16 protein-coding genes and 1 pseudogene are annotated in these 11130 nt (G+C 38.4%); all 17 read left to right on the forward strand.

Features of this window, described 5'->3' with window-relative positions; genetic code table 11:
* Positions 1-136: 136 nt before the first annotated feature.
* The gene (locus E7303_RS17385) at positions 137-754 is read left to right on the forward strand and encodes a DUF4304 domain-containing protein (protein ID WP_292146718.1); all 618 of its coding nucleotides are present in this window, start codon (positions 137-139) and stop codon (positions 752-754) included.
* Positions 755-898: 144 nt separating this feature from the next.
* Positions 899-1009, forward strand: a pseudogene (locus tag E7303_RS18195) (DNA-binding transcriptional regulator); the annotation flags it as partial.
* Positions 1010-1018: 9 nt separating this feature from the next.
* Positions 1019-1177, forward strand: coding sequence for a hypothetical protein (locus E7303_RS17390; protein ID WP_292146719.1), 159 nt, complete (start codon positions 1019-1021; stop codon positions 1175-1177).
* Positions 1178-1233: 56 nt separating this feature from the next.
* Positions 1234-1980, forward strand: a complete 747-nt coding sequence (locus tag E7303_RS17395) for a GNAT family N-acetyltransferase (protein ID WP_292146721.1) — start codon at positions 1234-1236, stop codon at positions 1978-1980.
* A gap of 157 nt (positions 1981-2137) precedes the next feature.
* Complete coding sequence (locus E7303_RS17400) at positions 2138-2623, forward strand: NUDIX hydrolase (RefSeq protein ID WP_292146722.1); 486 nt, start codon at positions 2138-2140, stop codon at positions 2621-2623.
* 74 nt (positions 2624-2697) lie between these two features.
* Positions 2698-3174 carry a hypothetical protein gene (locus E7303_RS17405; RefSeq protein ID WP_292146723.1) on the forward strand — a complete coding sequence of 159 codons (477 nt, stop codon included), beginning with the start codon at positions 2698-2700 and terminating at the stop codon, positions 3172-3174.
* Positions 3175-3267: 93 nt separating this feature from the next.
* The gene (locus E7303_RS17410; protein WP_292146724.1) at positions 3268-3726 is read left to right on the forward strand and encodes a GNAT family N-acetyltransferase; all 459 of its coding nucleotides are present in this window, start codon (positions 3268-3270) and stop codon (positions 3724-3726) included.
* Positions 3727-3777: 51 nt separating this feature from the next.
* Positions 3778-5376, forward strand: coding sequence for an N-acyl-D-amino-acid deacylase family protein (locus E7303_RS17415; protein ID WP_292146726.1), 1599 nt, complete (start codon positions 3778-3780; stop codon positions 5374-5376).
* 136 nt (positions 5377-5512) lie between these two features.
* Positions 5513-5911, forward strand: a complete 399-nt coding sequence (locus E7303_RS17420; protein ID WP_292146728.1) for a DUF3795 domain-containing protein — start codon at positions 5513-5515, stop codon at positions 5909-5911.
* Positions 5912-5956: 45 nt separating this feature from the next.
* Complete coding sequence (locus E7303_RS17425) at positions 5957-6451, forward strand: hypothetical protein (protein ID WP_292146729.1); 495 nt, start codon at positions 5957-5959, stop codon at positions 6449-6451.
* A 52-nt stretch (positions 6452-6503) separates the two neighbouring features.
* The gene (locus tag E7303_RS17430) at positions 6504-6917 is read left to right on the forward strand and encodes an EamA family transporter (protein ID WP_292146731.1); all 414 of its coding nucleotides are present in this window, start codon (positions 6504-6506) and stop codon (positions 6915-6917) included.
* 555 nt (positions 6918-7472) lie between these two features.
* Entirely contained in the window at positions 7473-8036 is a 564-nt protein-coding gene (locus tag E7303_RS17435) for an HD domain-containing protein (RefSeq protein ID WP_089859160.1), read from the forward strand.
* Positions 8037-8069: 33 nt separating this feature from the next.
* Entirely contained in the window at positions 8070-8255 is a 186-nt protein-coding gene (locus E7303_RS17440) for a hypothetical protein (protein ID WP_292146734.1), read from the forward strand.
* Complete coding sequence (locus tag E7303_RS17445) at positions 8252-9010, forward strand: GNAT family N-acetyltransferase (RefSeq protein WP_292146736.1); 759 nt, start codon at positions 8252-8254, stop codon at positions 9008-9010. The genes E7303_RS17440 and E7303_RS17445 overlap by 4 nt, the downstream gene beginning before the upstream one ends.
* Positions 9011-9066: 56 nt before the next feature.
* Positions 9067-10062, forward strand: coding sequence for a phosphatase PAP2 family protein (locus E7303_RS17450; protein ID WP_292146737.1), 996 nt, complete (start codon positions 9067-9069; stop codon positions 10060-10062).
* A 150-nt stretch (positions 10063-10212) separates the two neighbouring features.
* Positions 10213-10878 (forward strand): DUF6796 family protein, encoded by a 666-nt coding sequence (locus E7303_RS17455; protein WP_292146738.1) that lies wholly within the window; start codon positions 10213-10215, stop codon positions 10876-10878.
* Between the two features lie 52 nt (positions 10879-10930).
* A partial coding sequence (locus tag E7303_RS17460; RefSeq protein WP_330601718.1) for a hypothetical protein occupies positions 10931-11130 on the forward strand: 200 nt, incomplete at its 3' end.

The raw sequence follows: 11130 nt of genomic DNA on the forward strand, positions 1-11130 counted from the left end.
AGAGTATTTGCTTGATGGTTTTGATGCTACTACCGAGTCAGATTATTATAAAAAAATGGTTGGTGACAAGTAGGTTACAAATCGGGATTTATAGAGGCAAATTATATTCCAGGATAACTGACGAGGAAAGATGTTTATGTTCAATAAATTCAAATTACGAGGAAATGTTTCGGGAGCTATCCGTTCAGATGATGAGATGGCATCTGTAAATAAAGATGCTGCAGATAATTCTTTTAAAGAACAAAAAAAGAAACTGGATTTCTTTCTGCAACAAAAAGGATTTGTAAAATATAAAATCAATTCTTATGTTAGGAAGAATAATGTTAATGTATTGGAATATATAGACTTGCAAAAAGAACGATATGGATCAAGGACATTTACGGTAAATTATGCGCTGATACCGTTATATGTGACGCATTCCTACTTATCATACGATTTAGGTGATAGATTAGGGAAACTAATATGTAATAGAGATGTGTGGTGGGATTACTCTACTGCGGAAATGGCAGAAGTTAGTTTTCAGAATGTAATGGATGCAATCGATAAATTTTTGTTACCATGGTTTGATGAAAGAAATAACAAAGAATCTCTTAAGAAGGAGTTGCTTGAAGAAGAACAAAAACGAAAAAAATATGGCGGTCGGTTATCGGATATTCAACAAACTTGGTTGGATGTTATAGATAGTGAAGATGATTATTCGGACATAATCAGTAGTAATAATGTCACATTCAAGTTGCCGAAGAAATTGCATTAAACCGGAATGTAATCATATAATTTTAAACCTCTATCTTGTTGTAATGAGATAGAGGTTTTTTATATCAAATAAGAAAATGTTATAATAAACAAGACATATAGATGTCGTGTTTGCGATGATATGATTTTAGTGAAGTGAAAGATAATGAAGATAGACAGGCTGATTGGAATTTTTTCTGTATTACTTCAGGAAGAGAAAACTACAGCACCTGAGCTGGCAGAACGCTACGAGGCTATGAAAAAGAACTATGAGAGGGCGTGAAAGATGAAATATCCTTGGATTGAAGAATATCTGATGGAAAAACCAGGTGTTACAAAGGATTTGCAGAAGGATTGGAACTGGATTCGTTTTCAACTTGCGGGAAAAATGTTTGCTGCGATATGCCTTGATGATATAAAGCAGAAAGATACAAGTAACTTCTAACTATGAATGACCCAAAGAAATAACTAAATCTGGTAATGTAAATTGGAGGAATGATCATGGAATATATTAGAGTTACCAAGGACAATTTAGAGGAAGAGCACATTTGCTGCGCTATATCCAATAATAAAGACGTTCAGGTTTCATCAAAGAAAGCCTGGCTTGCAGATAGATTCGATGAGGGACTTGTCTTTTTAAAGAGCGCGGAGCGTGGCAAATGCTTTATTGAGTACATTCCTGCTGAGAGTGCATGGGTCCCTATTGAGGCTGATGGTTATATGTACATAGATTGCCTGTGGGTTTCTGGCTCTTTTAAAGGACATGGCTATTCCACAGAGCTTCTGGATGCCTGTATTGCTGACAGTAAGGAAAAGGGTAGGAAAGGTCTTTGCATTCTTTCTTCAGCCAAGAAAAAGCCATTCCTTGCGGATCCTAAGTTCTTGAAATATAAAGGCTTTGAAGTATGCGATGAAGCTGATAATGGTATTCAGCTTTGGTACCTGCCATTTGATAAGAAGGCTGATAAGCCAGATTTCAAGGAATGTGCCAAGCATCCACACATAGATGAAAAAGGCTATGTGCTATACTACACAAATCAGTGTCCATTTAATGCTAAGTATGTTCCAGTCCTGGAAGAAACAGCTAAGAAGAACAACATTCCGTTCAAAGCAATCAAGATCCAAAGTAGAGACGAAGCCCAGAATGCGCCTACTCCTATTACAACATATTCTTTCTTCTGTGATGGCGAGTACGTGACCAACGAGCAGATGAATGATAAGAAATTCCTTAAGCAGATTGGGAAGTAAGAGTTATAGAGAGACTTTTCATGATTATAATTCGTGATAGTCTCTTTTTTCTTGTTCCCTAATATTGTATCATCAAGGAAACAAGAAATAATTGATTTCTGTAAGACGATTTAATTTCAGTTTTATTGACAAGCATACTAATTCTTATGGAGGTATTATGAACCATGACATGACAGTTCCATGTGAAGAAGGACTGATCAATCTTCGCGTCGGAGCGATTATTATGAAAAACGGAAAAATATTGATGGTGGGAAACGATAGCGCGGATTATCTCTATTCCGTTGGCGGACGTATCAAGTTCGGCGAGACATCCGAAGAAGCTGTGATACGTGAGGTGTATGAGGAGACTGGCGTTAAGCTCGATGTTGATCACTTAGGTTTTATCCATGAGAATTATTTCTATGGAGATGCTGAATCCAATCGTGGTAAGCTTATTTATGAGGTTTCATATTTCTACTATATGAAGGTGCCGGAGGGCTTTGAGCCTGTTTGTATGAGTATGACGGAAGATGACCATGAGGAATTCCTTCGCTGGATAGATGTAAATGATCCCATCAGGTATTATCCTGAGTTTTTCAGAAAAGAGCTATTACATCCGACGGACGGAGTAAAGCATTTTGTGACAGACGAGAGAGTTATTTAAAAAGTTAATTAAAGTTTTGAATTCCAGTTTTACAGATCATGACAAATCGAAAGTTGTAAGGATAAGTGTTACACATGGGTATTATGGGATTTTTCAATAAAAAGAAAATTGATAAAACAATAACCAATAAAGAAATCTGTTTTGAAGATGAGTTTACTGATATACAATCAGGTTTAATTTCTCTCTGTTTAGAACTTACAGATAGTCAAGTAGATACGGTTTTTGCATATTGCGGTATCGAGGACCATAGTTTTATGTTTAATTCTTTCTTTGAGAAGGATGGGACAATTCTTTCAGCTAGACAAGCTGCTACAGATGTAAGTTTAGTGAAAGAATTCTTAAGGATTGGTACACATGATTTGGAAAATTTTAAATCAGTCTGCACTAAGTGGAATAAACCAATTCCTAGACAAATTAAAATGATTTATGACGTAAAAACTGGGAAATTTGATGTAAATATCAGTTATGAATCGAGAATTCCTTATGAATTGGAAGGTGGAAATGTTTTTAAGGAATGGTTCGATAAGGAATTGAGTGAAAGAACTCAGTAACTTCGAATTTATGGATGTCCTGTGAATACAGGCGGTTTCTGGGACTATCCGGATGAAACGCATAATTAAGGGTATGTAAAGGGGCAGAGAATCATGGTTGTAGAGATTACAAATCCACAGGAAAAACAGATGATTGCAAGAAGCATATTAGAGGCTCTTACGGATTGGTTTGGAATCGAGGAAAGCAGAGAAGAATACATCACAGGAAGTGCGGATTGGACATTTTTTGCTGCAAAGGAAGCAGAGAAATACGTGGGATTCCTCTGCTTAAAAGAAACTGGCAAGGCTACAGTCGAACTAGCTGTGATGGGAGTCTTGAAAGACCATCATCGGAGTGGTATAGGACGACAGCTGGTAGAAAGAGCAAAAGAGGTTGCTAGAAGCCAGGGCTATGAATTCATGCAAGTGAAGACAGTAAAAATGGGTGTATACGATGATTATGACAAAACCAATCATTTTTACATCAGCTGTGGATTCAAGGAACTGGAAGTGTTCCCTCTTTTATGGGATGAGTGGAATCCCTGCCAGGTGTATGTACTGTCTTTAAAATGATGGAAATGTAGTTGTTTCACTAATTGGGTTTTATAGAAATGGGGGTAGAAGATGAAGGTACTATTAAAGGGTGGCAAAATCTATGATGGAACAGGTGATGAACCGACTATGGGGGACGTACTTATTGAGGACGATAAGATACGAGAAGTAGGTGGAAACATTGACGCAGTTGGGGTAGATCAAGTCGTAGAACTTGGGGGTAAGTCTATTGCGCCGGGATTCATCGACGCACATTCTCATAATGATTGGTTTGCAATTAAAAATGATCCGATGCCTTATTTCCTGCCGTTTATTAGACAAGGCATCACAACTTTCATAGGGGGCAACTGTGGTGTGTCTGAGGTTGGATTTCAAAAGGACTGCAAGTATGTAGATAAAATGGGAGGCGGTCTATTCTTTTTCAAAGACACAAAAGGTGCGTATGGAAATGTCTCCGATTTTTTTGAAGAGATAGATGGTAACTGCCCTGCAAATATGGCAGAACTGGTGGGACATTGTTCTGCAAGAGCAGCGGTATCCGGCTTTTCTAATCGTAAGCTGACTAAGGATGAAGAGACCCAGATGCTGGCAATCATCGAAGACAATCTAAAAAATGGTGCCGCAGGCGTGTCGCTTGGCTTGATGTATGAACCTGGACTTTATGCTGACAAGGAGGAACTGCGGAAGGTGGTAGAACTCTGCGTCAAATACGATAAACCACTTACCGTACATCCAAGGGCAAATTCTGCCGTTTCCATGGCGTATCCTGAACTGTTAGGTCGCTCCCATATTCTAAGAGCTGTAGACGAATTGGTGGAAATATCCAAAGGAACCAATCTGAAACTACAGTATTCCCATGCTATCTTCGTAGGAAGGAAATCCTTAAAGGATCAGCCTGAGTTTTTATCCCTTATCAATCAAATGAGAAAAGAAGGAGTACGTGCCCAGTTCGATATCTACAACGAATTGAAGGGGGTATCTGTCATTACCGTTATCCTGCCTACTTGGTATCAGGGTATGAGCGAGGAGGAGCGAAATAAACCGCTGACGAAATTGAAGTTGCGATTGCTGATTAAAGCCACCTCTATTTTATTGGGCTTTGGCTATGATGATATCGAAGTGGCCTATATCGGACCTGGGTTTGAAAAGTATGAGGGAAAGACTGTTCATCAGCTTGCAAAAGAGAATCATAAGTCTGATTTGGATATGTACCTTCAGCTTTGCAAGGAATCTAATTTCCAGGGTCGTGTCAACATGGGACCATATACGACGGAAGATATCATTCATGACTTTGAGAAAAATGAACTGTGCCTGTATATGACAGATGCATGGGTAGAGGAACATGGTATCCAGAATCCGGCAATCTATGACTGCTTCCCAAAATTTTTACAGGATGCACTGCGGGGCAAGGGAGATACTTTGCCAAAGACTATTCAGCGTATGACAGGTGCTACTGCGGACCGATTTATGATTAAAGATAGAGGATACTTAAAGCCGGGCTATTATGCGGATATCACAGTTTTTGACGAAGAGGCATTGAAAAACTCTGAGAGAGACCGAACATGCTCCTTTGGTATCGACAGAGTCTATATCAATGGCAAAGAAGTACTGGTCGATGGTGAAATTGACGAGAAACTTTTGCTTACTGCAGGAAAGGCAATTAGGGTTTGAACCCTGGGGGACGGGGTTGATGTATGTAAACGAACAATAGAGTTCTTTGAGAATACTTAACGAGAATAAGGAAAGTGATAGTCGTATTAACCGGAATACAATGTAGACCGACAAATCGGTATTTGCGGAGGTTATTATGAAAAGAGAATTAGGAATAGCTCGCTGTGGGTTGGCATGCTGCTTGTGTTTTGAGAATGTAACCTGCAAGGGATGCAAACGGGATGGATTCATGGAGCTATCTTGGTGTAAAGACGCAGAATGGTGTGAGGTTCGCAGATGTGGGATAGATAATAATTTAAACGGCTGTTACGAGTGTGAACCTGCAAAATGTCGAAAGGGTCTATATGCAGAAAAGATCAAGGCACGTGCGTTTGCTGAATTTGCTCGGAGGTATGGCGTTGAAGAACTTTTGGATTGCCTTGAACGAAATGAACAGGCGGGTATCGTTTATCATCGTGAAGGAATTATGGGAGACTATGATGAATTCGATGATTTAGAGGAACTTATTACTTATATCAGGACAGGAAAAAGGTAAATTCGAATTTGTAGAGCGATTAAAGTCTTAACGAGGACGTGTAATATGATAAAGTTTTTACATTTGTTCAAGAACTATTACTTGGGAATATCGTTTATAGGTATAGCAGCATTTGTGATACAAGAGATTCCATATATCGTTATGCCATTGATAAAACCTGCATCAAATCCAATCATGAATATGTCGAATGAGATCAAATGGATTGGGACAGTACAGGGAATATTTGGTATTTTGTCTATGATTCTGCTGATGTTGATTGTAAGGGATGATGTTAAACTTATTCCGAAAGAAACAACAAAGGAAAAAATATTCCTTTTTCTTATGATTCTGATGATATTGATCAACTTTATTGGATGGATACTGTACTATATGGATTATCAGTATGGATGGCTGATCATAATCACTCAGTTTGCCGTTGTTCCGTTGTACTATTTGTTTTTAGGACTTTGGCAGAGAAATTACCTGTTGGCAGGAACGGCGGTTCCATTTTTTGTGATTCATACCATCAACGGGATTATGAATTTTGCCGTTAAGAGATAATATCTTCCAGGATAATAGACTAAGACAAATCGGGATTTGAAGGAGTATCGCTATGTGGTTTTTATTAGCGCTTGGTTCGGCAATCTTTGCCGCACTGACATCAATATTGGCAAAGATAGGAATTGAAGGTGTCGGATCGAATTTGGCTACTGCGATCCGTACGATGGTTGTTGTTATCATGGCATGGGGAATGGTATTTATTACTCATCAGCAAGTCGGAATAAAAGACATTAGCCAGAAATGCTGGATTTTCCTGATTCTGTCCGGCCTTGCTACTGGTGCCTCATGGCTTTGCTATTACAAGGCCTTGCAGATGGGAGACGCTTCAAAAGTCGTCCCGATTGATAAGTTGTCCGTTGTCATTACGCTGATACTGGCGTTTGTTCTTCTGCATGATGATTTTACTTTTAAGTCAGTGATAGGGTGTATCCTGATTGGAGCCGGAACATTGCTGATGGTTCTGTGATACAAATTCCTGTTTGTCGGACAAAAATAAATAATGAACCATTGTGGACGGGGTTAGGGGGCCATTTACAAATCGGAGTTTTTAGAGGCAAATTATATTTCAGTTAAAACGTGTTTACAAATTCTTTAACAAGCCGTATATTTCTTGCACAAAATATACAATAAAATGGGAATGCTTAAGTAATAAAAAGTTGTTGAAAAAAGGGCTGATTCCTTGTATATTATAGGTAGTGGATGCGCTGTGGAATCTCGAGATGCCCACGGCCCAGAGAGTTCATGCGTGAGCTCTCTTTTTTTTATTTTGGAGGAACCTTTTGTGGCAAAAGTGTTTTATACATATCAGCAACAATCGGAAGTTAATCGACAAATCAAATTTGTCGCCCTAATCGAATGGTGAACGTTACATAGCAGTTATCTCAAAACGGGATAGCTGCTCTTTTTTTTTAGCACTTTTGAATTGTGTATTCCTTGCTGGATGAGGATTCTGTATAATTGAAGACAGTGAAATTAACAAAATCGACGTTTGTAGGGTAGGCACAACGAATGGGAGGATACTATGGATGCTAGAGAGTACTTGGAAATATTGCATGTTGCAGAAAGGCTAAAAGATACCCCAAGACATTGCACAACAACAAAACGCAGGACAGAAAGCGTAGCTGAACATAGTTGGCGTATTTCGCTTATGGCTTTTTTGTTAAGACACGAATTTAAAGATATAGATATAAATAAGGTAGTTGATATGTGCCTTATACATGATCTTGGCGAGTGCTTTACAGGCGATATTCCAACTTTTGTAAAGACTGACTCTGATAGAGAAGTTGAAGATTCATTATTAAATCAGTGGGTAAAAACGCTTCCAGCAGAATTATCTGAAGACATAGCGGCACTTTATAAAGAAATGGATGCACAAGAAACTAAGGAAGCTAAACTTTATAAATCACTAGATAAACTAGAAGCCTTGATTCAACATAATGAATCGCCACTTGATACTTGGTCTGAAAATGAGTTTGAACTCAACAAGACCTACGCATTCGATACAGTAGCGTTTTCCTCTTGGCTTACAGAATTGCGAGAGGTAATTTTAGAAGACACTATGAAAAAGATAGAATCGGGGAGTTAAACAACTTCATTATCATGATAAGGACATTGCTGTATGAAAAGACTATTTGAAATAGATTTAAAAGACTATAAAAATACAGATTCTGTTTTTCGAAGGCCATCAGCCAGAGCTATCATTATCAAGGGTGACAAGATAGCTCTTGTATATAGCAAACGGGAAAATACTATAAATTTCCCGGAGGCGGAATACATGATGATGAAGATAAAAAAGAAGCTTTGATCCGCGAAGTCAGAGAGGAAGTCGGAATGGTCGTGATTCCGGAAAGCATCCGGGAATTTGGAAGTGTACTTCGCAGGCAAAGGAGCGACAAGGCTGAGAATACTGTTTTCGAGCAGGAGAACTATTACTACATTTGCGATGTAGAAGATGAACTGGTAGATCAAGAATTGGACGCTTATGAACAGGATGCGGAATTTGTTCTCAAGATTGTTGATATAGAAACGGCTATAGAGGCTAATGATATTTATAAAAGTGATGACTTTTTTAACGAAGTAATGATAAAAAGGGAACTTCGTGTACTTAGACTGCTTAAGATGTCAGAAAGATATGTGGATAATGAGATAAGACTAGTCCCTTACTACAGAAATGATGAGGTTTCACTTGCCTGGTATCAGGATTTGGATGTATGTAAGCAAGTTGATAATAAGGACGAGCCATATGACCTGGAGCTTTTGCATAGCATGTATGACTACCTTTGTATCCATGGTGATTGTTACTATATTGAATATAATGGAGTATTAGTTGGAGACGTTTCACTTAGAGATAATGGCGAGGTTGCTATTGTTATCTGCAAAGAGTATCAGAATAGGCATATAGGAAGACGTTGTGTTAACGAAATCATTATATCTGCAAAGGAAAAGGGAATGAATAAGGTACGGGCAAATATATATTCATTCAATAAACAAAGTCAAAAAATGTTTAAATCACTTGGATTCCACAGTATTGGTGATGAGTGGTTTGAATTGAATTTTTAGAATGCCAGGGTACTATATAGTGTTACTCTGGGGACGCCCAGATTTATACTTGATTAGTGTATTATGATGATGTAAATAAACAGATGGGAGGAGTAGCTTGTTTGGATATTAAGTATTTGTTGTTTTTGCAGGGAATTAGGGAGAGCGCACCCGAATGGATTAATAATCTGATGCAACTTATCACCGATATGGCCGGAGGCATTCTTATTCTGCTTATACCGATGATTATTTTCTTTTGTATTGATAAGAAAAAAGGAGAGTTTATATGGATCTCACTGGTGATAGCATCGGTGATAAATGTATTTGTAAAATGTTTATTCTGTGTTTATAGGCCTTGGATTCGTTCGGAATTGATAAAGCCTTCGGCAAAAGCAATTGAGGGAGCAGGAGATTATTCGTTCCCAAGCAGTCATACCCAAGGGAGTGCATCAGCATTTGGTTCTCTTGCGTATGTTTATCGCAAAAAGAAATTGCTGTCCATAATATGCATCTGCGTGATACTGTTGGTTGCATTCTCTAGGAACTATTTGGGGGTTCACACACCGCAGGATGTTTTAGCAGGTTTATTTATTGCTATTGTTGGAATTGCTTTGACATGCCTTATACAGAAGAAAATAGATGGCTCGGAAAAGAATCGCATAATCTTTTGTGGGATTGCGGTTGTTACTATAATGCTTGCTTTATTATTTGTAAGTATGAAAGAGTATCCTATTGATCTCGATGCTTCCGGAAATGCTTTGTATGATCCTTTGCGCTCAATATCATCATTTGCCAGTAAGGCTGGTTTGGCTATAGGATTTTTAGCGGCCTGGATACTGGAAGAAAAATATATTGCTTTTAGCACAGAGAATTTGACATTCGGACGAAGGATTATCAGAGTTGTGACAGCAATTCTCCTATATTTCCTAATGGCGATAATAGCTGCGGGAGTTTCTTCAATCATACCAATTGCATGGATGGCGGCTTTTATGCAAAACGCTATTATGTATTTTGGTGTTATATTTTTTGCACCACTCATATTCACAAAAATTGAATCGCACTCCCGGTCATGAACATGGTATCAGCTACTTAACTAGAGTAGCTGATATTTTTTTGAAATTATAGTTAGCCATGACTAACAAAAAGAGTTATAATGTCGATATATATGGATTGAAGCGGAAGGAGCGGATTTATGCGATTTCCGCTATAGCAGGAGGTAAGTTATGAAGTCAAAACAAAGAATACTATTTGGATGTTATGCAATGGTACTTGCTATTATTGGGGACTATCTTCTTGGATACGGTACACTTGGCACAACATCAGATCCGGATGCCTATATGGGCATATCCTGGAATGTGGCTCCTGATTGGAGATATGCAGTATCATCAATCCTCGGTTTTTTGTGTGCAGCGATGTTTGCCTATGCTGCAACAGAACTAATGAGGGTTATGGAGAACGAATATAATTTAAAGGATTCCAAACTATACAAGCTTTTCAAGGTTGCCAACTGGGGAGGAATTTTGTATTTTGCCTTTATTCATATAGGCATATGCATCCTGCCGGTTGTTTTTAATGCAGGAATGGAAGCAACGGGCGATATTGAAGCATCTGTCGGTATGACAATCAGGGTTCTGAAAAGTGAACTTATTCCATTGTTAGCAGGTTTTGTGGTCTGCGATTTGTTTGTGACTATAGGATGGGTTGGAATGGTTCTTAAGAGGATGCTTCCTGTAAAAAAATGGATGATCATATGTTGCCCTGTTTTTGGCGTACTTTTCGGAAACTTACTTAATTTGATATCAGAAGGTCTGGATTCTGGGACAGAATCACTGGGGTGGCTCGTGTTGTATTTGGTTTGTGCACTAACTCTTACAGATAAGAAAAAATGATCATCGTAAAGATAGAGTTTAAGGGATGCGAGATAGTGATCGGAGGAAATGAATGTTAAATGAAAATGAGCAGGTAACTGACAGGATTAAGAGTGCGTATCATACGTCTAAAAACATATATGACGATGTCCTTACTCAGGGAAGTGTTTTTAGCAGGTTATATATACGTTTCTTCTGGAGCGGAACCGATGATAATGAAATTGCAGAAAAGGTTCTGTCTTACATACCTGATGACTTTGATGGAAGGCTTTT

The organism is Butyrivibrio sp., assembly GCF_015056685.1.
Lineage (GTDB): Bacteria > Bacillota > Clostridia > Lachnospirales > Lachnospiraceae > Butyrivibrio.

What these genes read in the sequence shown, in the direction of transcription:
- E7303_RS17385 (WP_292146718.1), top strand. Translation starts at nt 137, where the DNA reads ATGTTCAATAAATTCAAATTACGAGGAAATGTTTCGGGAGCTATCCGT.
- E7303_RS17390 (WP_292146719.1), top strand. Translation starts at nt 1,019, where the DNA reads ATGAAATATCCTTGGATTGAAGAATATCTGATGGAAAAACCAGGTGTT.
- E7303_RS17395 (WP_292146721.1), top strand. Translation starts at nt 1,234, where the DNA reads ATGGAATATATTAGAGTTACCAAGGACAATTTAGAGGAAGAGCACATT.
- E7303_RS17400 (WP_292146722.1), top strand. Translation starts at nt 2,138, where the DNA reads ATGAACCATGACATGACAGTTCCATGTGAAGAAGGACTGATCAATCTT.
- E7303_RS17405 (WP_292146723.1), top strand. Translation starts at nt 2,698, where the DNA reads ATGGGTATTATGGGATTTTTCAATAAAAAGAAAATTGATAAAACAATA.
- E7303_RS17410 (WP_292146724.1), top strand. Translation starts at nt 3,268, where the DNA reads ATGGTTGTAGAGATTACAAATCCACAGGAAAAACAGATGATTGCAAGA.
- E7303_RS17415 (WP_292146726.1), top strand. Translation starts at nt 3,778, where the DNA reads ATGAAGGTACTATTAAAGGGTGGCAAAATCTATGATGGAACAGGTGAT.
- E7303_RS17420 (WP_292146728.1), top strand. Translation starts at nt 5,513, where the DNA reads ATGAAAAGAGAATTAGGAATAGCTCGCTGTGGGTTGGCATGCTGCTTG.
- E7303_RS17425 (WP_292146729.1), top strand. Translation starts at nt 5,957, where the DNA reads ATGATAAAGTTTTTACATTTGTTCAAGAACTATTACTTGGGAATATCG.
- E7303_RS17430 (WP_292146731.1), top strand. Translation starts at nt 6,504, where the DNA reads ATGTGGTTTTTATTAGCGCTTGGTTCGGCAATCTTTGCCGCACTGACA.
- E7303_RS17435 (WP_089859160.1), top strand. Translation starts at nt 7,473, where the DNA reads ATGGATGCTAGAGAGTACTTGGAAATATTGCATGTTGCAGAAAGGCTA.
- E7303_RS17440 (WP_292146734.1), top strand. Translation starts at nt 8,070, where the DNA reads ATGAAAAGACTATTTGAAATAGATTTAAAAGACTATAAAAATACAGAT.
- E7303_RS17455 (WP_292146738.1), top strand. Translation starts at nt 10,213, where the DNA reads ATGAAGTCAAAACAAAGAATACTATTTGGATGTTATGCAATGGTACTT.